The sequence below is a fragment of the Dissulfurimicrobium sp. genome (genome assembly GCF_049968175.1).
Taxonomy (GTDB): domain Bacteria; phylum Desulfobacterota; class Dissulfuribacteria; order Dissulfuribacterales; family Sh68; genus Dissulfurimicrobium; species Dissulfurimicrobium hydrothermale.
In genome coordinates this window covers 1-22,421 of the sequence record NZ_JBMFRG010000016.1, presented here as the reverse complement: position 1 = coordinate 22,421, position 22,421 = coordinate 1, and the positions used below count along the sequence as shown (strand labels likewise).

Genomic DNA, 22,421 nt, shown 5'->3' with positions numbered 1-22,421 from the left:
CGTTAGGATCTTTCAAACGGATTTTTGACGAGTATGGTCTCTTCCCTTGATGGGCCGACAGATACCAACATTGTAGGTATGCCTGCTATCTCTTCGATGGTTTTTATGTAGTCAAGCGCGGCCTTCGGCATGTCATCAAGGGATCTTGCGCCTTTTAGTTCTTCATGCCAACCCTTGCAGCCTTGATAGACCGGCGTAGCCGCCTCTATCTCGTTTATGTTCACAGGCATGGCAAGGCGCCTATGCCCATTGACTTCATATGAGGTACATATCTTGATCGGGTCTATACCGCTCAAGACATCGAGTTTTGTAATCGCCAAATAATCCAGTCCGTTCAGTCGTACGGCATCCTGCAGGACTACGCCGTCCAGCCAACCGCAGCGCCGTCTTCTGCCTGTGGTGGCACCGAACTCCACACCTTTTTTCTGCAGCCTTGCCCCTATGTCGTCGTTAAGCTCGGTAGGAAATGGTCCTGCGCCCACCCTTGTGGTATAGGCCTTGCAGACACCCACCACAGCGTCAATCTTGCTCGGTCCTATGCCTGTTCCTGTGCAGGCGCTGCCGGCGATCGTGTTTGAGGATGTGACAAACGGATACGTACCATGGTCTATGTCGAGCTGTGCACCCTGTGCGCCTTCGAAAAGGATGTTTTTCCCCGCCTTCCTTGCCTCGTCGACAACAATAGATATATTATCCATAAAACTGACGAGCCTCTCAGCATATCCCATATATTCGTTGTAAATAGCTCCTGCATCAAGCGGACTTGCTTTCAGGAATTCTGTTAGGATAAAGTTTTTCTCCCTTATGTTTTCTTCGAGTTTTTCTCTGAAGACATTGCTGTCTACAAGATCGGCCATTCTTATACCGCAGCGTGATGCCTTGTCTTCGTAGCACGGGCCAATTCCCCTTCCTGTGGTACCTATTTTCTTGCCGTGAGATTTTGAAGCCTCTTTTGCATAGTCGAGCGCCCTATGGTAAGGCATAATAATATGGGCATTTTGGCTAATTCTGAGCCTTTTGGTCGATATATCCATGCCCTTGTCCTTCAGCCTTTCGAGTTCTTCAATAAGGACAGCTGGGTCCAAGACCACACCATTTCCAATGAGGCAAAGCTTGTCTTCATAGAGTATACCTGATGGGATCAGATGAAATATAAACTTTTCTCCGCCGACCACCAGTGTATGCCCTGCATTGTTACCGCCTTGAAACCTTACTATTACATCCGCGTGGCCGGTAAGTATATCTACGATCTTGCCTTTACCTTCGTCACCCCATTGGGTCCCGACAACTACAACTGATGACATTTGACACCCCTCCGCTTTACTTTTCAGGCTTGTCAGGATACTTAAACTATATGGAAAAGTCAAATTCAAATACTTCAAATACAGAATACAACAGCCCGCTTTTTCTGGTCGATGCAAGTTCGTATCTTTATAGGGCTTACTTTGCCATATCGAGGCCTTTTGTCACAAGCAAAGGTCTTCCTACAAAGGCTGCATACGGGGTGACGAGTATGATATGGAAGGTGCTCCGTGAAAAGGATCCGGAGTTTATAGCCGTGATCTGGGATGCGAAAGGACCGACCTTTAGGCATAACCTCTACAAGGGTTATAAGGCAAATCGCCCTACTATGCCGGATGACCTTGCCCTTCAGGTGCCCTATGTGAGGAATATTGTTGAGGCCTTGGGATTGAAGCAGGTAGAGATGGCCGGTTACGAGGCGGATGATATCATCGCAACTATAGCAAGGGGTGTCAAAGATAGGCCGGTGTTGATAGTCTCCGGCGATAAAGACCTGCTTCAGCTTATAAACGGACATGTAACTATGTGGAACCCGATGAAGGATGAGGTCATGGACCTAGATGCGGTAAGGGAAAAATTTGGTATCGAACCGCGCAGGCTCCTTGATGTCATGGCGCTTTCAGGCGACGCCTCCGATAATATCCCAGGGGTACCTGGCATAGGGCCGAAGACGGCCCTGAAACTGATCCAGAGCTACGGCTCGTTAGATGGGCTTCTGACGCACCTTGAAGGGCTTCCAAACGGCAGACTCAGGGAGAACCTCTTGGCCAACAAAGACAATATACCTCTATGGCTGAAATTGGTAAGTCTTTATGATGATGTGAACGTGCCATTGGCTGTTGAAGTGTACCGAAGGATGCCGCCTGATCAAGAAAAATTGAGGGAGCTATTTCAACAGCTTGAATTTACGAGCTTTTTAAAGGAATCAGCCCCTGGCGGCAAGAGATTGTATGTCTCATCTCATATCCAGGATGAATCTAAAGAGCCCGTTTTTGGTGTATATGAACTCGTTCGATCTAAAGAGTCGCTTTATAGGTGGGTGGATATGATAAAGAGGGTGGGGCGTTTCACAATCGACACGGAGACCACCCATGAGTCCCCAATGTTGGCGGAGCTTGTAGGTATATCCATATGCGTCGACCCACCGAAGGCGGCATATATACCCATAGGCCACAAGACAGGCGAGCCTCAGGCCGACCTGAAGTCCGTGGCCGAGGTTTTAGGGTCTGTAATCTCAGACGCTAATATAAAGAAGGTCGGCCAGAACATCAAATATGACCTAATAGTCCTCGAAAACCAGGGTCTGAGGCTCGCCGGCATAGAAGGCGACACTATGCTTGCCTCATACCTCATCGACCCTTCCATGCGTCGGCACAATCTGGGCGAGATATCCCTTGAGCTTCTTGGCCATAAGATGACTTCATTTAAAGAGGTGACTGCATCTCAAAAAAAGACCAAGAATTTTGCCTTGGTGCCCGTCGAGATTGCCAGGGATTATTCATGTGAAGACGCACATGTAACCGCCCTTGCCAGTGAGATACTGTGGAAAAGGCTCAAGGAGGCCGATCTATGGGGCCTTTTTACGACCCTTGAGGTTCCGCTAATAAGGGTGCTTGCCGATATGGAACGGTCAGGGGTACTCGTGGATAAGGATGGACTTGACAGGCTCTCTTTTGAGTTTGAACAAAGGATAGAGATTGTTGAACAGGAGATATATGCCCTTGCTGGGGGTCCATTTAATATAAATTCTACGAAACAGCTCTCTGAACTCTTGTTCGAGCGGCTGGACCTCCCTCAGCTCAAAAAGACACGAAAAAAGACGGGCTATTCAACGGATGTCGAGGTCTTGACCGAGCTTGCAAACCATCATGAGCTGCCTCAGAAGATACTCATCTACCGCAATCTCGTAAAACTTAAATCAACATATGTGGATGGGCTTAAAAAGGTGATAAATCCTAAGACCGGGAGGGTGCATACATCCTTCAATCAGACAGTGACCGCCACCGGGCGGCTCTCTTCAAGCGACCCGAACCTCCAGAACATCCCTGTGCGGACGGAAGAAGGCAGAAGGATAAGGGCGGTCTTTATTGCAAAGCCAGGCCATCTGCTCTTGTCCGCGGACTATTCCCAGATTGATCTGAGGGTCCTTGCCCATTATTGCCGTGACGACGCGCTGATCCATGCCTTTAAAAAGGATGAGGACATCCATACCCGCACGGCCGCGGAGGTCTATGACATCATGCCTGAATTTGTAACGCCTGAGATGAGGCGCGTGGCAAAGACCGTAAATTTCGGGATCATCTATGGGATGAGTGCTTATGGTCTTGCCAGGGGTCTTGGCATTGAGAGGAGACAGGCCCAGGAATTCATAGACAGATATTTCAAGCGCTATCCAGGCGTCAAGAGATATATGGAAGATATTGTAAAGGAGGCGAGAGAAAAGGGATATGTAACTACCCTTCTTGGCAGGAGGAGATATATATATGACATCAACAATTCAAACCGCGCGACAAGAGAGGCTGCTGAAAGGATCGCGATCAACACCCCTATCCAGGGCACGGCCGCGGACATCATCAAGCTTGCCATGCTTAAGGTCCATGAAATGCTTGGGGCGAACGGATCTAGGGCGAAGATGCTCCTGCAGGTCCATGATGAGCTGGTGCTGGAGGTCCCTGAGGATGAGATTGAAGAGATATCGAGGTCTGTGAAGGAAATAATGGAAGGCGTCATTGATCTCAGCGTGCCGCTCAAGGTCAGCATGGGAGCCGGCAAAAATTGGGCCGAGGTATGAGTGGGTTTGGGTTGAAAATAGGACTGGAATTCAAAACCAAGCAGCATCAGCCAGGGCCTTTGCAACAACAGGGATTGAATAATATCTTTCAACCTTTTTTCTGGCATTGAGTCCCAATTCCTTTCTCAATTTATCATTCATGGCGAGCGACTTAAGGGCGTCATAAAATCCATTGATCTCCGAGACGACTAGGCCTTCTTTGCCGTTTTCGACTATCTCGCCGTTGACCCCGACGTCAGAGACGACCGGCGGGACAGAGGCCGCCATGTACTGCAGGGCCTTGTAGCCGCATTTGCCTTCGGAATGCCTTGTCTTTGGAAGGGGCATGACGCCGATGTCAAAGTAGGATATCTCCATGTCCTGCGTCTCCAGCCGCCATGGGATGAAACGGACGTCAACCCCTGGGATCTCCAGGCCTTTACTGCACAATATCCTGATCTCCATTCTAATCTCCCTCGAAAGTCTTTGAAATGTTTCAGAGAGCAGCTTCAGATGGGTAAGGTTTATTTCTCCTCCAACCCATCCTATAACGACCTTGTCATTGCGGCCGTTGTAGTCTTTTTGTGGGATGCCCCTCGTTTCGACGGCTGAAGGGATGATTTTGACACATGGATTGAATTCTCTCGCTGCATCGGCAAGTATCCTGTTTCCTGCAATAACTATGTCTGCATTTTTAACGGCATATTTGAACTTGATTTGACGCGATACGCTGTCTAGGGTCTCGTTTTTGTCATGGCGCAGGTAAATAGCGTCATCAAAGTCAAAAACAAGCCGTCTGGAACACCTCTTAAGGAGATATGATTCAGCAGGGGATGGAAGCTTTTTCTGTAAAAAGACCGTGTCGTAGCCTTTGCACATCTTAAAGAGCCTCAGCTTTTCCAAAAGCCCTTTAGGATATCTGATAACATCCCCTGTTACGCCATGCTTTTTAAGCTCTGGAAGCAGGTTTAAAACCCTTACTCTGCTGCTTGGCATCGCATGATCTTGTATAAGAAAGAGGATATTCATATTTATGCCCTATTTAAACGCTATTAATACGCATTCTTCACCTGAGCCTGGATCAGAGACATGAAAGAATTTTGCCTTTATCTGAAAGATTATCGCCATGATATATCTCTTCAGTTTCGTCATTGGTCCTGTTTTGTGTTGCTGGATATCCAGACTTCCCAGTGCAAAAGATTCAGCCCTGTCAGGCGTTGTCCAGGTTTTAAATCTGTCGAAGCCCGCATTTTCAGCCAATTTCTTCAGCGTATTTGTCGAAAAGATGTATAAATGTCTTGGCGGCTCAAGGCCTCGCCATGCGGATTTGAAATATCTATGCCCGTAGCTGTTGATATTTGGTGTTGCAAGCACAAGGATACCGCCTTTTTTTAATATCCTGAGACATTCTTTTAAAAGGGACATTGGGTCATGCAGGTGTTCGATGACATGGTTCATTATGATTGCATCAAATGCGCCATCAGGATAGGAAAGATCGCGAAGTCCGCCCAGACTAACCTCAAGCCCAGGGTGTTTTCTCAGGCACGTACTGACAGCCACTGGGTCGATCTCCTGGCCCTCGACACCCCAGCCCAGCCGCCTTATCTTGATCAGTCTGTCACCATTTCCACACCCGATCTCAAGCAATCTCCCAGGCTTTATATCGTCAAGATACATTACATCTATCCTTTTGCGCCCTTTCTTAATCAATGCAGCCTGTTTTATGATTGAATAAAAAAACTTGATGCATTTCCTGACAAGATATTGGGATACGCCTTCCCTGCTGTCTTTATCCCCTTTGAGATCATGTGTATAGTATTTTGCATAGACCTTTCCTATCACCTTTTCTGTTGGCCTTGGGTCAAGCCATACAAGGCCGCAATCAGGATTTTTGCATATCTTCAGATCCCATTCGCCATTCGCGCCATAGAGTAAATCTTTTAAGCGATGGTGCAGAACAGACCCCTCGCTCCCGCAGAGGTAACATGCAGATAAAGATTCCAAGGGGATATCAGTACCCGCCATCGCCTGTCTCATTGTTTCTCATAAAGCCTAGAGCGAGTCCAAGACACGGCCAGACAAATATATTGTAACGTATTGAAAAAAACGAAAGTGAGATAAAGGCCGTGAGCATTGGCCCCAATGCCATGCCGATCAAAAAGGCGCCCTGCCTCTTTTTCAGACAAGGGAAAATATAGCCTTTAAGTATGCGATAGAGAAAATAGCCAAAAATCATAACGGCAAATATCCCGCACTCAATGGTTATTTCTAAAAAGAAATTATGCGGTATGGTAAACATGCCGTCTGATAGTCCAGGATTTGCAGGAAAGACCCTGGACGAACGAAGGCCATGGCCTAAAAAAAGGGAGTTCATCATAATCGGGATTGAGTGTCGCCAATAATAAAATCTTGGATTGTTGCCAAAGGCCTCTACCACCCTCTCTGATATGAGATGCCCAGTCAAGATGAGCCCGGCCATGAGTGAAGCGCCGATGATCAGAAGCGAACGTTGGCCGAGGTCGCGTGAAATAGAACTGAAAAGGGGCAGGAGCATGACAGTGGCAGCTATCCATGCAGAGCGTGTGCCTGAAAGGATGATCCCTGTAATGCACAATAGAAAAGAGAGCGTGCCGAAGCCGGATATGATGAGTGAATGTGCTTGCGTAAACTCAAGACAGTCTTTAATGTCTCTGCGATCCATAAGAAAAAGGCTTGCAGGGGCCATACCTGACAGCAAAAAGGCGAGGTGTATAGGGTTGTCAAAAATAGCAGTGATCCTGCCGTCCCAAAAAGGTCTTACCCCCAGAAAGTCCATGCCTGATATCCCTTGGACAATCGAGTCCAGCCCCAGAAAGGCCCCTATGGCGGCAAGGAAGACGAGATATCTGTAAAAAAAGTCCTTTTTAGATGTTAATTCATATACGATAAGACAAAGGATGATCCCGCATACAAAAGACTTGCCGTAACGCCATGTTAGATCAGGGCCTATCGTTATAAACGAAGGGGTTATGATAAGCGGCAGCCATCCGAATACAGGTTCTTTTTTTAAAAGTGTGGGTGGTCTGCCTCTGATTATGCACAGGAGTATATATGAGATAGGAATCAATACTAAAAAAATGAAACTTTCACCTCGAATGTCAAAAATAAAGCCTAATAGGACCAAAAAGGAAGATAAATAGAGAATTATAACTAGAGATTGTTCAAGCAATGTGCGGTAAGGGCTGAATCTGGTCCATAGATGAGTCATGATTGATTGTTTTGCCCCCTTATTTCCATCGGCAGAATCGATTTTTGTTGGATCCAAACGGAATATAATTGCAAAAGGGTTATTTTGCACCATTATGATATGATATCAGCCCTTTCATCTACCTAGGCTTTGATATTATATTGCTGCAGATGAAGTTCATGAATTGGAAAGGTGCACGGATTATCATTGGGAAGGGGCCTTCCGGAATGGATATGCTAGATGGATATCCTTCGTGGAATGCCTTTATAAAGGATGGGGCCATCAAGGTCGTAAAAAAGAGCAGGGGCACCTCTGTTTACATTTGGCAAGGCAGCGGACGTTCGTTTGTTCTCAAATACTACAAGACCCTGCCGTTTCCGATCTGGTGGCCCTGGCTTCATGGGCGTCCAAGGAGGGTCTGGCCCATAGGAACGATGCTTGAAGAAGCTGGTATCCCAGTCCCAGCCCATATCGCCCTTGTCCGTCCTTCAATTGGTGTAACTGTTATTGTTCTCGAATACATCATGGATGCCGTTACTCTCCATGCCTTTGTTGCGGCGAAAAGGGCCGGCGAGGTACACTTTGCTTCCCTCGGCAGGCTTGTCGGACGTCTTCATAGATCAGGGGTGGTTCACGGTGATCTTAAGTGGTCGAATATTATGGTGAATGGCCCAGATATCCCGGAGGGTGCACCATATTTTCATCTGGTCGATCTTGATGGTGCGTTTTGGTTTAAATGTAGCGACACGGAGGCGATGGCCAGGGATGTGGCCAGATTCCTGTGCGATGGTATAAAGGAGCGGGTCGAAACCAGCCTTTTAAGGGCGTTCAGGCATGGATATCATGAGCTGTGGCCTGTTGATCCTAACTTTGAAATGGAGGTAGATAAACGCCTTAAGGGACTTCTTAAAAGAAAGATGATACCTTCGACCGCATCATATCCACAGAATCTTTATGTCTGATCAACTTCAGATAGGTGGGCTTCGTCGTTGTTTGGCGTCTGTCTTGAAGTGAGATTGAGATAAAGCCCGTTATATAGGGGTGATCGCTCCAAGAGTTCACTGTGTGTCCCTCTAGCTGCGATCCTTCCCTTATCAAGCACTATGATTTCGTCGGCATTCTGGATGGTACTCAGGCGGTGTGCGACGACAATGGTTGTGCGTCCTTTCATAACAATCGCTAGGGCCTTTTGGATGGCCTGTTCGGATGCCGTATCGAGGGCGCTGGTGGCCTCGTCCAGGATAAGGAGAGGCGGATTTTTCAGGATAGCCCTTGCGAGCGCTATCCGTTGTCTTTGACCCCCGGAAAGATTGAGGCCCCTTTCGTCGAGAACGGCGTTATATCCTTGGGGCAAGGTCATGATAAAATCATGTGCATTGGCGAGTCTTGCCGCCTGTTCTATATCTTCTTCGGTTGCATCAGGTCTTCCGGCCGCTATGTTTTCCCTGATCGTGTCGCTGAAGAGTATGATGTCCTGGCTTACTATGGCAATGTTTCTTCTGAGTTCGATTAGATTCAAACGCTCCAGATCTACCCCATCCCAAAGGATCACCCCTTTGGTGGGCGTGATGAATCTTGGTATGAGGTCGATTATTGTGCTCTTGCCGGCCCCGCTTGGCCCTACTATCGCTATCACCTTACCCTGTGGTATCTCAAGGTTTATGTCATGGAGTATCTTTAAGTCGCTTCCTGGATATGTAAAACAGACGGATTTGAATTCTATCCCCTTATGGAGCCCGCATACCGGCAGCCCTTCAACCGGTTCGGGCGAAAAGTCCATGAACTGGTCAACCCTTTCCATTACCCCGATGGTCTCCTGAAAGATGTTGTATGCCCCACCTATTTTTTTAAGGGGGTTCAATGCAATGGTTATGGCGGCAAGGATGGAGAAAAAGTCGCCTGATGTCATCTTGCCTTTAGCGACCAGCAGGCCTCCATAACCGAGTATTATGGCTATTGATACCCCTGAGAGCACCCCGATCAGGTACTGGGTGGCTTCTTTGAGCATGATGACCTTTGCGTTCTGGCGATATGATATCTGGTTTTCCCTTTTAAACTGGGCTATTTTCATCTTTTCCATGCCGAATATCTTTATCACCTTGATGCCCATCACCATCTCATTCATTCTGTGCGTGAGTATGGCCATATACTGTTGAACGATTTTCCGTTTCTTCCTCACGAACCAGCTCAGTGTCTTTGTCCCATATGCTATAAAGGGGAACAGCGCAAAGCTTAAAAGCGCAAGATCCCATTGCCTGTAGATTGCGATGCCCGCAAGGACTATCACCTTCGGGACCTCCACTAGAAACGTGCGGAAGCTCTCGGACAAGATACCGCTCATGAGGCTTACGTCGTTCATCTGCCTTGAAACCATATCACCTGAGGAAGATTTGGTGACAACAGACAGCGGCAGGCTGATCAGGTTTTGAAAAAAGCGGTCTCTGAGGTCTCTGACCATGCGGAAGCCGGCTGTGCGCATGAGGTATGACTGGGCGAAGTCAGCCGCCCCTCTCAATGCATATAGAATTACGATGCCCACCGGCAGATAGAATATATATTTATACTGATGCTCTACAAATATGCGGTCCATAACTGGTTTCACGAGCCAGGCTATGGCGCCGTCGAACGCAGAGACCAACAAGCCGAATATGATGGCGGCGATCACCCTTGGCGCATATGGTTTTATCAAATGCCGTAGTTTTCGCCAGACGGATGTAGAGACGTATTTGTCAGATCCTTCGAGTCTTTGATTAATGGCGCACCTTCACTTGAATGATATTAAAGCAGAAATGAAAATACACCAAACAATGGCCGGTGTCACCCGGGCCTTGCCGTCCGTCCAGGCCGATGTAATTTATAAAAAATAAACAAGGTTTTCTGCTGATGAAATCTCGAAATGTTTCAGGCAATGACTCTTAAAAAGACAGGCATATATCTGCTGGGTTGTATGTCTTTTTTGCTTATATATCCTTTTTCTTCCTTGGCCGGGTGGGCAGAGGGCCGAGTAGTGTCGGTAGATGACAGCACAGGTAGGTTTGTAATGGATGTAACACAGGGGCGCATGAGGGGAGAGTGTCTGGGCGGACGGCTTGTATTCCTAGCGGGTGGCTGCGGATTGCCCGAAGGGTTCGCGTCTGGTGTATCGGCCAAGGTCTGGATAAGGGGAAATAAAAAAGAAGAAGATATTATATTTATTGTAAATAAAATCACAGTATCTGATCCGGGCGCAACTCAGTTAGGCCAGGATTCTACGGGGGTGCGTTTGAGGCTTATGGGCCCATGTCGTCGCGGCGCAGGGCCTCATGGCAGGCGTGGAGGCGGCACAGATGGCGGCGTCGGATGCAGGGGGGTCAATCGGCGCTAGCTGTGTACGGATAACACCCCGCTGACTAATTTCGTCTGATCTGAGGTTTGCAGAGAGATGTCCTGCTCCGAGATTTTCGTATGGATGGGCAGGCCTGAAAGATCAGTTCAATTCTGAATAGGGGAGGAGACGGGGAGTGTGCCTTTCTTTTTGAATCTGTAGGTTAGATTTGAAAAACCGAAGACCTCGTATTTTACCTTGCCCTCAATGACAAAATCCATATCGCTACCGTTTTGGACCTTGTTCAGCACCCTTATGATGTCCAGATAGTTGCTTGAAAGACGCATATCCACTTGGCCAGTTTCAAATGCGCCAATCCTTATCCTTTTGATTGATTCTCCCCTTGAAACCCTGATGCCGCCTATTGCAAGTTCATAATCCACTTCTTTTATCGTTATAGTGGCATCATTTGGATTGTAGACCTTGAGGCCTGCAATAAGTTCTGCATTTGTGAGGGTAAGGTCTGTAACCTTGATGCTCGCCAGATTTATCTCCGGAGCAGATGGCCTGATGACGGCGCAGGAGGCAAGAAGCACCATGGAAAGAAGGGTAAGGACGAATAATAAGGGTCTTGCAGGGGCCTTTTGATTGATAGCGCTATTCAAGGGTTATGGCCGCTACAGGGCATATGTTGGCCGCTTCTTCGCAGTTGCAGGTGTCACACTTGTCAGGCCCGATCACCCACGACTTTTCGTCTCTTAATTCAAAGACCTCGGGACATACCTCAACGCAAGAACCGCATCCTATACAAAGGGCATAATCAACAACTGGTGTCGGCATAACATCTCCTTTTTGCAAAAAAATGAATAAACAAACTGACTCTCCCGATAATTTCAATTTTAACAAAGAGAGATATTGATGTCCATGGCTAAATATGATCTTGTCTTATCTCTGAGTTGCTGTGTAAAATGCCGTGATGGATAAATCTCCACATACACTGGTTCTTGGCGGGGCAAAGAGCGGCAAAAGCGCCTATGCCCTTGCGCTCGGAGAGGATTATATAAAAAAAAGCGCCATGCCAGGGGCAAAGGGTCTATTTATTGCCACGGCCCAGGCCCTCGACGACGAAATGGCTGCAAAGATCAAGGCCCACAAGGCCACACGCGGATCTGAGTGGGAGACGCTAGAAGAGCCCATAAATATCTCCGCTGCAATAATTGATGCTCAAGAGACATACCCTGTCATTGTGGTTGATTGTCTGACCCTTTGGCTCTCTAATCTCATGGGGTTATCTATTGCAAACGTAAAACAAAGGGTAGATGACCTTGTTGATGCCCTTATGCTCGTCAAGACCCCTGTGGTCATGGTATCTAACGAGCTGGGGCTTGGCCTTGCGCCGGAGTCGGCTTTGGCAAGGCGTTTTAGAGATGAGGCCGGGGGGCTTCATCAAGCGCTTTTGAAGGTATGCACCAATGTCTTTTTCCTGGTAGCCGGTCTCCCGCTTAAATTAAAATGAATAGAAGGGTGATGAAAATGGAAGATAGATTTAGAGAGCTTGTTGATTCCATAGTGCCTGTTGATTACAATATTGAGCCCAGGATTCAAGCCCATCTTGATGACCTTACAAAACCCAAGGGGAGTCTCGGGCGTCTTGAGGAGCTTGCAAAGACGTACTGTCTTATCCGCCGTGAGCTGAAACCAACGCTGCCAAAAAAAGAGATATTCGTGTTCGCTGCCGATCATGGGGTTACGGAAGAAGGCGTAAGCGCCTTTCCAAAAGAGGTCACATTCCAGATGGTCTACAATTTCTTATCTGGCGGGGCGGGGATAAATGTCCTCGCAAGACATGTAGGGGCATCGGTAAGGGTGGTTGACATAGGCGTGGACTACGACTTTGCCGGGGTTGACGGCCTGATACGAAGAAAGGTCATGCATGGAAGTAGAAACATGGCCAGGATATCTGCCATGGAGAGGACCGCGGCTATAGAGGCCGTAATGGTTGGGGCGGATCTTGCCAGAGAGGCCGCAGCCGCTGGGGTCACGCTCCTTGCCACCGGTGAGATGGGAATAGGCAATACCACCCCTGCAAGCGCCGTCACAGCGGTTTTTTGTGACATGCACCCAAAGGACGTGACAGGCCGAGGGACTGGGATCGGAGATGACGCCTTGAGGCACAAGATCTCAGTGATTGAACGGGCGCTTTACCTTCACAGACCTGATCCGTCTGACCCGATAGGGGTCCTGGCCAAGGTAGGTGGTCTTGAGATAGCAGGCATATGCGGTTTTGTCCTTGGTGCGGCATCCGTAGGTGTGCCGGTTGTGACAGACGGCTTTATATCAACAGCAGGGGCCTTAGCGGCATATGCCATGCAGCCGTTGGTCAGGGACTATCTTTTTGCCTCGCATCAGTCTGTTGAGAAAGGGCACAGTGTCCAGCTTGAATGTATAGGGCTTAGGCCAGTGCTAGATCTTGATTTGAGGCTTGGCGAGGGGACAGGTGCAGCCCTTGCTATGGGCCTTATTGAGGCCGGGCTTAAGATTTACCTTGAGATGGCCACCTTTTCAGATGCCAAGGTGTCAATCGGAAACGATGCGCCTGTCTAGAGGACCGCTATAGATTTTCGATCGGTCCCGACGTGGTGCTTGCATAGGCCGAGTGGTTGTGGATGGATTCGAAGTTTTCGGCCTCTACAGAAAACCATGTGACTCCTGGCAGGGCCTTGATGCCCTCGCAAGCGCACCTCACTACATCTTCAACGAACATGGGTCGATCAAAGGCCCTTTCTGTAACAAATTTTTCATCCGGTCTCTTCAGTACCGAATAGATGTCAGACGAGGCGGACATTTCAACCACCGAGATTATGTCTTCAAGCCATAAAAATCTGTCAAACCTTACTCGGACCCGTACCTCACCCCTCTGATTGTGCGCACCGTAGTCCGATATCTCCTTTGAGCACGGACATACCGTAGTCACCGGCACGCGGACGGCAAGGACCATGTCAAGCCTGTCCGTCATAGTGCCGTGCATACCGCAGCCATATTCCATGAGCCCTCTGGTTTTTGTAACAGGTGCGGTCTTTTCGATAAAATACGGAAAATCCACCTCAAGGTGTGCCTCTCTGGCCTCAAGCCGTTTCTTCATCTCCAGGAGTATGTCTTCAAATGTGCGGATATTTATCTCGCGGCGGTATTTATTCAATATCTCGACAAAGCGGCTCATATGGGTCCCTTTGAACTGGTGGGGCAAGTCCACATACATGTTTATACTGGCGACCGTATGTTGTACACCGTTGGCCTTGTCAAGGACAATGATTGGGTAGCGTATGTTTTTGATTCCAACCCGTTGGAGTGGGATATTCCTGTCATCAGACATGCCCTGGACGTCGACAAGGCGCGGACATGGATGGTTTTTCATGTATATCCTCCTGAGAGTCTCTTGATTATCTCAGTTGCAGAGGCCTTAAGTCCTTGCTTTGCCTCATAGATGGGTATGGATGCGCGCTCTGCGGCGGCCACTTCTTCAGAGGCGTGAAAGATCCCTATCGGGTCCATGCCAAGGTGTTCTTTGATATATGAAAGGTCAGCCTGGTTTTTTATGTTATTGGCTATTACAGCAAGGTGTCTGATGTTGATATCATGCGCCAAGGCCTTTATCTTTATTGCGGTCTCAAGGCTTCCAAGGTAGGGTTGTACAACGACCAGGAGGTGATCCACAGCCTTTATGGTGCCGCGGCCCAGGTGTTCGACCCCTGCCTCCATGTCCAGGACTATGTCTTCATCAGGGCCTAGAAGGAGCATGTTTAAAAGCGCCCTTAATACAGCATTGTCCGAGCAGGCGCACCCGCCGCCGCCCTCCCTGATGGCACCGAGTACCATGAGTTTTATGTTTCCTTCTTTGAGCATGAAGCGTTCGGGAAGATCGTTTACCTTGGGGTTAAGCCGGTAAAAAGGACCGTCTCTCTCCGAGCGTTCTTGCAACAGCTCGCGCATTTCGGCAATTGGCGTGACTGCATTCGCGCCCTTAAATCCAAGCACCCTTGCAAGGTGCGGGCTTGGATCGGCGTCTATCGCCAGCACCTCTCTTCCCATTTCTGCAAGGGCCTTTATAATAAATGCGCTTACTGTGGTCTTTCCTACCCCGCCCTTGCCGCTTATGGCTATTTTCATCAGGATTCTCCAGATATTAGTTTATGTCAATTATTGTCTGGTTTTTATCAAAACCCGAAAACCTGCCAATAATTAATTTAAAAATCTAAATTGGCATGATTTAATTGTCATTATATTTTTTAAATAAAAGGAACATCTAATCTGTCATTCCCGCGAAGGTTGGAATCTATCTTCATATGTCCCCCTGATAAAAGGGAAGGCTTCAATTTGATCCCCATCAATGAGGGGAAATAGAGGAAATAGATGGATGAGAAACATGATTTTCAAAGTTTTATTAAACAAAAGGAACCGCAGGATATGATCCCACCATTCCCTAATTTTAAACCTGTCGCTCTTGAAGACAAGGAGGCAATTGATGCATATCTGAGGCTGCATCCGCCGTTATGTTCGGAATTCACCTTTACCAATCTCTTCGCCTGGGCGCCTTCCTATGGCTTTCAGATATCCGGATTCGGCGATGGCTTTCTGATCCTTCGTAATACTGATAAAGAACAATCATTTCTGCAACCCCTTGTCCACAGACAGGCAAGAGAGGCAGTACTTGCGTGTCTTGATTTTTTAAAGATCAGGGTCAAGAGGCCGGTCATTGAACGGGTAGGGGAGGATTTTATTGAACATGCCCTTTCCGACAGGGCCGGCCTCGATATCCGGGAGGACAGGGATAATTTCGACTATGTCTATGATATACAGGAACTGATTGCGCTTAAGGGCAATAAATTTCACGACAAGCGGAATCACCTCAACAATTTTATCAAGAGATTTCGATACAATTACATACCTATAACCAGTAGCCTGATCATTCAATGTATGGAGTTTGCCCATGAATGGTGTAACGACAGGGAGTGTGAAAAGGACGATGGACTTATAAAGGAGGAGTGCGCGACCTATCGGATGCTCAGATATTTTGATGAGCTTGGTGTAAAAGGCGGCGCAATCGAGATGGAAGGCAGGATATGCGCCCTGACCATGGGTGAGAGACTGAACCCTGACACATTGGTAATACATATCGAAAAGGCAAAGGCGGGTATTCAGGGGCTTTATCAGGCCATCAACTGGGAGTTTTTAAGGCATGAGGCATGGGACCTAAAATTTGTAAACAGGGAGCAGGACCTTGGCATTCCTGGTCTGCGAAGGGCCAAGAGATCATATAACCCCGTCAGGATGATAAAAAAATACAAAATATTCGCAAGATAGAGATTAAGCGATATCTTATTTCATGGCTGACGCTGCCTCAGTCTGTGCAGCATTCCTTCAGATACGGGTTTTCCCGTTTCTCTCTCCCGATGGTGGACGTAGGGGTATCTCCATAGTCATGGCCAGGAAGGACTATGGTCTCATCGGGAAGGACTGCGATATTCTCTTTCAGTGACCTGACAAGGGTGTCAAATGAACCGCCTATGAGGTCAGTGCGGCCAGCGGCCCCGACAAACAAGGTATCACCCGTGATGATGTAACCGTGTCCATAGAGGCAGACAGAGCCGGGTGAATGGCCTGGCGTATGGAGGACCTTAAAGCTCAGCCGTCCGATCTTCAACTCGTCTCCGCCTTTTATGTAGGCATCGGCAGGCGGCGCGGGTTCAAAGCCCCACGATTTAAAGAGCGCGATGGCCTCTTTACCCCTAAAGAGCGTGTCGTCCTCCTGGTGCATGAGGACCTTGGCCCCTGTCAAGGCCTTGACCCTGGCGTTCCCAACGGTGTGATCAGGGTGGCCATGGGTGTTTATGATATATCTGAGATTAAGCCCCATGTCCCTTATCTCCTTTACAAGCATGTCTTCACTTCCCGCAGGGTCTATAATCACGGCGTCTTTAGTCTCGCTGCAACCGATTATGTATGCCTTGACCTGTAAAGGCCCGACTGTATGGGATTTGAGTATCATCATAACGGCCTCCGCTTTACCGAGTCGTCTGTATCCCGGTCTTCATATTGGTCTGTATCGCCTTCTCCATCTGCACCAGGTATGTAATAATCTCCCTTCAGCCATGCCCCGAGATCGATCATCTTGCAGCGCCTGCTGCAAAACGGCCTGAAGGGGTTGTCTTCATACCGGACGGGTCGTCCGCAAATGGGACAATTGTATGTATCTTCAGTTTCGTTCATAATAATATCCGCCCAACCAGGTCATAGACATGGGAGTCGGTGATCTGTATCTTGACTATATCTCCTGGTGAAGCCCGGCCATCGTTTATATAGACTATACCATCAACATCTGGGGCCTGAAATCTAGTCCTACCCACAAGCAGGAGATCGGTCTCGCTTGATATGCCTTCAACCAGCACCTCTTCGATATCGCCCACCCTTGCGGCGTTTTTTGCCTTTGATATCCGGGCCTGGGCGGACATGATCTTTTTTCTGCGTTCTCTTGCCACTTTGGGGGAAACCTTGTCTGTCAGCCTGTAAGAGGCACTTTCTTCCTCGTCAGAATATACAAAGGCGCCAAGCTGATCAAATTGCCAACGTTTTATAAAATCCATGAGGATTTCAAAGTCCTCCTCGCTTTCGCCCGGGAACCCTGTCATCACAGTGGTCCTTAATGAGGCATCGGGGATTTTCGTCCTTATCTCTTTAAAGAGGTCTTCCAGAAGCCCCTGCCCATAGCCCCTGCCCATGGTCCTCAAAACCTTGTCGCTTGCGTGTTGAATCGGGATATCGAGATATCGGCATATCGAAGGACATGAGGCTATGACGTCAAGGAGCCTCGGCGTCAGTCTTGTCGGATGCAGATAGAGAAGACGTATCCATAGACTACTGGGGAGATCGATCTTAAACACTATCTCCTCAAGAAGTTCAGCAAGCCCCACCACACCGTCTCTGTAGGCGGTAAGGTCCTGACCTACAAGCGTAATCTCTTTTACGCCTCTGCCGGCCAACGATCTTATCTCAGAGATTATGCTTTCCGCTGGGACTGATCTCTGCCCGCCACGGAGTCTCGGGATCAGGCAATAGGTACAGCGGTTCGAGCAGCCTTCGGATATCTTGACATACGCCCGCCAGGGTGGGGTGGTAAGGGGTTCAGCGCCCTGCACCGTTTGAGCATTATTTGTTGCAAGGGCTCCAATACTAAAAAGCCGCCTTGTCTTGCCCTGGCCGACGAACCCTGCAAGCGCCGCCTTGAGTTCCTTTTTAAATCCGTCTTCTTCATGTGTCCCCAAAAATACATCTACTTCAGGCAGCTCGTCCTCAAGCGCCTTTCCGTATCTGGCCACCATGCAACCCATTACCATCAGGATTTGGTCAGGACGTTTTCGGCTCCCAAGATCCAAGATGGCATCTATGGACTCCATTACTGCGGCCTCGATAAAGCCGCAGGTATTGACAAACAGAAGGTCGGCCTTCTGTGGATCGTTTATAAATTCCGGATCGGGACAGGTGGTTGTTATCTCTTTCAAGACACATTCGGTATCAACACTGTTTTTTGGGCAGCCGAGGCTTACTGCATATATCTTCATTTATTTGGAATCCTGCCACTTCACCTCTGCACGGCTTAAAATGCGATTTTTTGCATCGACAGAGACTGCTATGGTCTTCCCGTTTTCGATGTCTTTTTCTGAAAACAGGGCGTAGCAGGCGATTATTATGACATCACCTACAGCCCCTTTTCTTGCCGCTGCACCGTTAAGGCACACGGTGCCGGAGCCTGCAGGGGCTTCTATGATATAGGTGTCAAAGCGCTCGCCGTTTGACACATTATAGACCTTTACCTGCTCAAAGGGCATGAGATCTGCTGCAATCATTAAATCCCTGTCAAGAGAGAGACTACCTTCGTAAGTTAAGTCCGCCTCGGTCACAACAGCCCGATGTATCTTGGATTTCAGAAATATCCTCTGCATAAATTCTATCTGATCGGTCCATTCAAGATAATATTATCAATAAGCCTTGTGCCACCAATCCACACGGCCAAGGCGAGAAGTACAGGCCTCTCCTTGACCATCTCAACCGGCTCCAGGGTCTCCGGATCACCAAAAAAGATATAGTCTATCTTTGTGTTGCACCTTGAAAGAATGTGTCTTTTTACCTCATCACCGATTCTTTCCGTAAGGCATCCCCCTTTTTTCACCAGGTCCTCAGCCAGTTTCAAGGCCTCAAAGAGACAAACCGCAGCCCCGCGCTCTTCAATATTAAGATAGACATTCCTTGAGCTCATGGCCAGCCCATCTTTTTCCCTGACAATGGGGTGTCCTACGATCTCTACGGGCATATTCAGGTCTTTCACCATCCGCCTTATGATGACGAGCTGCTGAAAATCCTTTTCGCCGAATACGGCCCTGTCAGGACGGACGATGTTGAAAAGCTTACAGACAACAGTAGCTACCCCCCTGAAGTGACTGGGCCTTGATACGCCGCACATGATTCCGCTCAGTCCCTCAACATCTACCCAGGTCTTAAAGCCCTCAGGATACATATCGGCTGGATCCGGACAAAAGAGTATATCCACACCCTCTGCGTCAGCAAGGGAGGCGTCGCGCTCGAAATCCCTCGGATACCTCGCGAGGTCCTCGCCAGGTCCAAACTGTGTAGGGTTGACAAAGAGGCTCACCACCACCCTGTCTGCGATCTTTCTTGCAAATCTCATAAGAGATAGGTGTCCTTCATGGAAATAGCCCATCGTAGGGACGAGACAGAGTTTCAGGCCGTTTGATCTCGCCTCTGTGGCGGCTTGGGTCATTTCATTTAGGTCTTGTATAAGCCTCATTTACTTTTTTACTTGCAAGGTTCTTCAAAGGAGCACACACCTTGTTGATCAAAAGGATTGGTTGGTGCAAGTCCAAGATTTGCACTGTTGGTAGATGCACATTGGTCTTTTACATACCTTATGATGCTATCTTGACCTTTTATAAAGCTCAACCCATCCCTGTTTTCCACTATCAGAACAGGGACGGTGTATATGCCAAGGATTCTTAAAATAACCTTGTTGGCCTTAGGTTCATACCTAGGCAAGGGTTCAAGGCCAGGCAATATTTCGGCCCTGGGTCTTGTAACTGGATTGAAATGCACCTCACATGCCGAACAGGTTTTTAAGACATCAAGGACTGCTTTGCAGTGCGGACAATCCTCTGAAAAGATAAGATAGAGGCGTTTTCTGGGGTCGTTACATTGTCTTACTGCATAAGTACCGCTATCAAGGTCGAATCTTTTTTGGAATGCATCTTCATCAAGCTTGAGAGCAGAGAATATAAAAAATTCAGTGACAAAAATCAACCCGCCGACAAAGAGATGTCTTAGATCGACGCAGACATTCATAAGGACTATAAATAAAAATATTAGGAGGCAATAGGAGCAGAATGAATGGACAACAAAGGTTTGTAAGCCGATCAAGACCCCTTCGACCCCAAGCCCTGCCAGCAAGAATCCAGGCAGCACAGCCATCGCCCAGGCCTTTCTTCGGCTCAAAAGTCCTGTCCAGAAGATGGTCTGGAAATAGCCAAGTCCTACCAGATTTACATATATCTGATTTATAGATACGAAATTTTCTGCGATCTTACAGCCCTCGTTCAGACATACGGCTTCACCTCTTATCAGGATTGCGCCTATCTGGGCGAGCACCACAAGACTCCCAAGAAACGCCAAGACGTTCAGACCGAATGGGAATGTTATACTTTTTTTGTCCATCACTTTTAAGGCTAAAGGACCAGTCTTCCTTCCTGCTTCATCCTGTGGTCAAGGTAGTAAAGCACTGGGACTACCATACGAGAAAAGATCGTGGCCGCTATCTCGCCTGACATGAGCGATATGGCAAGCCCTTGGAAGATTGGATCAAAGAGTATGACAAAGGAACCTACTACAACCGCTGAAGATGTCAAGAGCATCGGTCTGAATCTCACGGCGCCTGCATCTATGACCGCCTCGGCGAGGGGCATCCCCTCCTTGAGCCTTAATTCTATAAAGTCAACTAGAATAATGGAGTTCCGCACGACAATACCTGCGCCTGCGATAAAACCTATCATGGATGTGGCGGTGAAAAAGGCCCCCATGAGGGCGTGTGCCGGAAGGATGCCTATGAGGGAGAGCGGTATCGGAGAAAGAATGACCAGGGGCACGGAATAGGAATGGAACCAACCCACCACAAGGATGAAGATGAGCACGATCACCACTGCGAACGCCGCGCCCATATCCCTGAATACCTCATATGTTATATGCCACTCGCCGTCCCACTTCATGGACCAGTGCTGTGTGGAAAACGGCTGTTTGGTATAGTAAATTTCAAACCTTTCGCCATCGGGGGTCTTGAGCTTGGAAAGGGCCTTGTTCATCTTAAGTATGGCATAAATAGGACTCTCTTCCGAGCCTGAGACATCGCCCGTCACATAAACTACTGGTTTGAGGTTTTTGTGGTAGATTGGGTGGTTTATTATAGAATCTTTTATGGTGACCAGCTCCCCAAGTCCGACCATTTCACCGTTTGCAGCCCTCAGCCTGATATCCTTGATGCCTTGCAGCGAAGATCTGTCGGAAAGCGGAAGCCTCACGATCAGTGGTATGTCTTCTTTGCTGTTGCCGTCATGAAGAAGCCCGACTTGGACACCCTTGACCGAGGCCTTGAGGACCTCGGCGACCCTTTCGGGCGATATTCCGGCGGCCATTGCCTTGTCTTTTTGTACAGTAAGCACCAATTCCTTCTGTGGATCGGTCATGTACCAATCCACATCCACCACGCCATCCGTTTTTTTGAATATCTCTTTGACCTTTTTTGCGATCTCTATCTGCCCCTCGTAATTCGGGCCATAGATTTCGGCCACCAGGGTCTGGAGTACAGGCGGGCCAGGAGGAATCTCAACCACTTTTATGCGCGCCCCGTACCTTTGTGCGATCTCGGTTAGTCTTGGCCTTATTTTTTTGACTATCAAATGGCTCTCCTCCTTCCTCATTTGTTTTGGAAGGAGGTTTACCTGTATATCGGCCTCGTTTGCATACTTTCTTAGATAGTAATGCCTTACAAGGCCGTTGAAATTAAAGGGTGCGGCGGTCCCTGAATATATCTCATAGTCTGTGACATAGCTTTGGGTTGCAATATAAGACCCAAGTTCCTCGGCGACAGCCGTAGTCTGTTCTAATGGGGTGCCGTTGGGCATGTCGATTATGACCTGAAATTCGTTCTTGTTATCGAACGGGAGCATCTTTACCTTTACCACCTTGAGATATATAAGGGCGCACGATAGGACAAACGCAACGGCCATCACCGAGAGGAAGCCCCAGCGCCATTTGACGTTTTTGATAAGGTGCCCCATGGCCCAGCGATAGATGCGGGTGATCCGTCCCTCTGTTTCTTCTTTGTGCTCTCCTTTGACCTTGAGGATGTGGTAAGCAGTCCAAGGCGTGATCGCAAACGAGATGATCATTGAGAGAAACATGGCGACCGAGGCGCCGATCGGCATGGGTCTCATGTAAGGCCCCATTAATCCCCTTACAAAGGCAAGGGGCAGGATGGCCACTATTACCGTAAAGGTGGCAAGTATCAGGGGGCTTCCAACCTCTACGACCGCATTGACTATAACATCCTTTATAGGCCTTCCTTTGTTGAAGGGGAGACGGAGATGTCGGATGATATTCTCGACGCCTACTATAGGGTCGTCAACTAGGATACCGATGCAGAATATAAGGGCGAAGAGCGTAACTCTGTTTAATGTATAGCCATAGATGTAATAGACAAAAAG

22 protein-coding genes are annotated in these 22,421 nt (G+C 48.3%); 6 read left to right on the top strand and 16 right to left on the bottom strand.

Features of this window, described 5'->3' with window-relative positions; genetic code table 11:
- Positions 1 to 2: 2 nt before the first annotated feature.
- Complete coding sequence (locus ACP5SG_RS03330; RefSeq protein WP_237888060.1) at positions 3 to 1,304, bottom strand: adenylosuccinate synthase; 1,302 nt, start codon at positions 1,302 to 1,304, stop codon at positions 3 to 5.
- A gap of 50 nt (positions 1,305 to 1,354) precedes the next feature.
- On the opposite strand from ACP5SG_RS03330, the gene polA reads away from it, so the two are divergent.
- On the top strand, positions 1,355 to 4,093 hold the full coding sequence (gene polA / locus ACP5SG_RS03325) for a DNA polymerase I (RefSeq protein ID WP_237888061.1): 2,739 nt from the start codon (positions 1,355 to 1,357) through the stop codon (positions 4,091 to 4,093).
- Positions 4,094 to 4,123: 30 nt separating this feature from the next.
- On the opposite strand, the gene ACP5SG_RS03320 is transcribed toward polA, so the two are convergent.
- Genes ACP5SG_RS03320 through ACP5SG_RS03310 form a run of 3 tightly spaced genes read right to left on the bottom strand, consistent with a single transcriptional unit; the run spans position 4,124 to position 7,319 of the window.
- Complete coding sequence (locus ACP5SG_RS03320; RefSeq protein ID WP_237888063.1) at positions 4,124 to 5,068, bottom strand: glycosyltransferase family 4 protein; 945 nt, start codon at positions 5,066 to 5,068, stop codon at positions 4,124 to 4,126.
- 42 nt (positions 5,069 to 5,110) lie between these two features.
- Positions 5,111 to 6,097 (bottom strand): class I SAM-dependent methyltransferase, encoded by a 987-nt coding sequence (locus ACP5SG_RS03315; protein WP_424661439.1) that lies wholly within the window; start codon positions 6,095 to 6,097, stop codon positions 5,111 to 5,113.
- Complete coding sequence (locus ACP5SG_RS03310; RefSeq protein WP_424661438.1) at positions 6,084 to 7,319, bottom strand: O-antigen ligase family protein; 1,236 nt, start codon at positions 7,317 to 7,319, stop codon at positions 6,084 to 6,086. Before ACP5SG_RS03310 ends, ACP5SG_RS03315 begins: the two co-directional genes overlap by 14 nt.
- Positions 7,320 to 7,525: 206 nt before the next feature.
- Between ACP5SG_RS03310 and ACP5SG_RS03305 the strand changes: the two genes are divergently transcribed.
- Positions 7,526 to 8,260 carry a lipopolysaccharide kinase InaA family protein gene (locus ACP5SG_RS03305; RefSeq protein ID WP_237888069.1) on the top strand — a complete coding sequence of 245 codons (735 nt, stop codon included), beginning with the start codon at positions 7,526 to 7,528 and terminating at the stop codon, positions 8,258 to 8,260.
- Here the strand turns inward: ACP5SG_RS03305 and ACP5SG_RS03300 are convergent.
- The gene (locus tag ACP5SG_RS03300; RefSeq protein ID WP_424661437.1) at positions 8,251 to 9,987 is read right to left on the bottom strand and encodes an ABC transporter ATP-binding protein; all 1,737 of its coding nucleotides are present in this window, start codon (positions 9,985 to 9,987) and stop codon (positions 8,251 to 8,253) included. The genes ACP5SG_RS03305 and ACP5SG_RS03300 overlap by 10 nt on opposite strands.
- Before the next feature lie 207 nt (positions 9,988 to 10,194).
- On the opposite strand from ACP5SG_RS03300, the gene ACP5SG_RS03295 reads away from it, so the two are divergent.
- Positions 10,195 to 10,662, top strand: coding sequence for a hypothetical protein (locus ACP5SG_RS03295; RefSeq protein ID WP_428121928.1), 468 nt, complete (start codon positions 10,195 to 10,197; stop codon positions 10,660 to 10,662).
- A gap of 107 nt (positions 10,663 to 10,769) precedes the next feature.
- On the opposite strand, the gene ACP5SG_RS03290 is transcribed toward ACP5SG_RS03295, so the two are convergent.
- Together ACP5SG_RS03290 and ACP5SG_RS03285 are read right to left on the bottom strand one after the other, a co-directional pair.
- Positions 10,770 to 11,267 (bottom strand): LEA type 2 family protein, encoded by a 498-nt coding sequence (locus ACP5SG_RS03290; RefSeq protein ID WP_237888075.1) that lies wholly within the window; start codon positions 11,265 to 11,267, stop codon positions 10,770 to 10,772.
- Positions 11,260 to 11,442 (bottom strand): ferredoxin, encoded by a 183-nt coding sequence (locus ACP5SG_RS03285; RefSeq protein ID WP_237888077.1) that lies wholly within the window; start codon positions 11,440 to 11,442, stop codon positions 11,260 to 11,262. The genes ACP5SG_RS03290 and ACP5SG_RS03285 overlap by 8 nt, the downstream gene beginning before the upstream one ends.
- A 136-nt stretch (positions 11,443 to 11,578) precedes the next feature.
- Here ACP5SG_RS03285 and cobU point away from each other — a divergent pair, with 136 nt between their 5' ends.
- A complete protein-coding gene (gene cobU, locus ACP5SG_RS03280; RefSeq protein ID WP_237888079.1) occupies positions 11,579 to 12,118 on the top strand; it encodes a bifunctional adenosylcobinamide kinase/adenosylcobinamide-phosphate guanylyltransferase in 540 nt (179 codons plus the stop codon).
- Positions 12,119 to 12,135: 17 nt separating this feature from the next.
- The gene (gene cobT / locus ACP5SG_RS03275) at positions 12,136 to 13,206 is read left to right on the top strand and encodes a nicotinate-nucleotide--dimethylbenzimidazole phosphoribosyltransferase (protein WP_237888081.1); all 1,071 of its coding nucleotides are present in this window, start codon (positions 12,136 to 12,138) and stop codon (positions 13,204 to 13,206) included.
- 7 nt (positions 13,207 to 13,213) lie between these two features.
- On the opposite strand, the gene folE2 is transcribed toward cobT, so the two are convergent.
- Complete coding sequence (folE2, locus tag ACP5SG_RS03270) at positions 13,214 to 14,017, bottom strand: GTP cyclohydrolase FolE2 (protein WP_237888083.1); 804 nt, start codon at positions 14,015 to 14,017, stop codon at positions 13,214 to 13,216.
- Entirely contained in the window at positions 14,014 to 14,769 is a 756-nt protein-coding gene (locus ACP5SG_RS03265) for an ArsA-related P-loop ATPase (RefSeq protein WP_237888084.1), read from the bottom strand. The genes folE2 and ACP5SG_RS03265 overlap by 4 nt, the downstream gene beginning before the upstream one ends.
- A 243-nt stretch (positions 14,770 to 15,012) precedes the next feature.
- On the opposite strand from ACP5SG_RS03265, the gene ACP5SG_RS03260 reads away from it, so the two are divergent.
- Positions 15,013 to 15,963 carry a DUF2156 domain-containing protein gene (locus tag ACP5SG_RS03260; protein ID WP_428121919.1) on the top strand — a complete coding sequence of 317 codons (951 nt, stop codon included), beginning with the start codon at positions 15,013 to 15,015 and terminating at the stop codon, positions 15,961 to 15,963.
- Positions 15,964 to 16,000: 37 nt separating this feature from the next.
- On the opposite strand, the gene ACP5SG_RS03255 is transcribed toward ACP5SG_RS03260, so the two are convergent.
- From ACP5SG_RS03255 to ACP5SG_RS03225, 7 genes are all read right to left on the bottom strand, one after another.
- Entirely contained in the window at positions 16,001 to 16,651 is a 651-nt protein-coding gene (locus ACP5SG_RS03255) for an MBL fold metallo-hydrolase (RefSeq protein ID WP_424661435.1), read from the bottom strand.
- A complete protein-coding gene (locus tag ACP5SG_RS03250) occupies positions 16,648 to 16,869 on the bottom strand; it encodes a DNA gyrase inhibitor YacG (protein ID WP_237888087.1) in 222 nt (73 codons plus the stop codon). Before ACP5SG_RS03250 ends, ACP5SG_RS03255 begins: the two co-directional genes overlap by 4 nt.
- Entirely contained in the window at positions 16,866 to 18,218 is a 1,353-nt protein-coding gene (rimO, locus tag ACP5SG_RS03245; RefSeq protein WP_428121914.1) for a 30S ribosomal protein S12 methylthiotransferase RimO, read from the bottom strand. The genes ACP5SG_RS03250 and rimO overlap by 4 nt, the downstream gene beginning before the upstream one ends.
- Positions 18,219 to 18,599: an aspartate 1-decarboxylase gene (panD, locus tag ACP5SG_RS03240; protein ID WP_237888089.1), complete on the bottom strand. Its 381-nt coding sequence runs from the start codon at positions 18,597 to 18,599 to the stop codon at positions 18,219 to 18,221.
- Between the two features lie 5 nt (positions 18,600 to 18,604).
- On the bottom strand, positions 18,605 to 19,462 hold the full coding sequence (gene panC, locus ACP5SG_RS03235; RefSeq protein ID WP_237888090.1) for a pantoate--beta-alanine ligase: 858 nt from the start codon (positions 19,460 to 19,462) through the stop codon (positions 18,605 to 18,607).
- Between the two features lie 8 nt (positions 19,463 to 19,470).
- On the bottom strand, positions 19,471 to 20,379 hold the full coding sequence (locus tag ACP5SG_RS03230) for a vitamin K epoxide reductase family protein (protein ID WP_237888091.1): 909 nt from the start codon (positions 20,377 to 20,379) through the stop codon (positions 19,471 to 19,473).
- An 11-nt stretch (positions 20,380 to 20,390) separates the two neighbouring features.
- On the bottom strand, positions 20,391 to 22,421 hold a 2,031-nt coding region (locus tag ACP5SG_RS03225; protein WP_428121908.1), incomplete at its 5' end, for an efflux RND transporter permease subunit.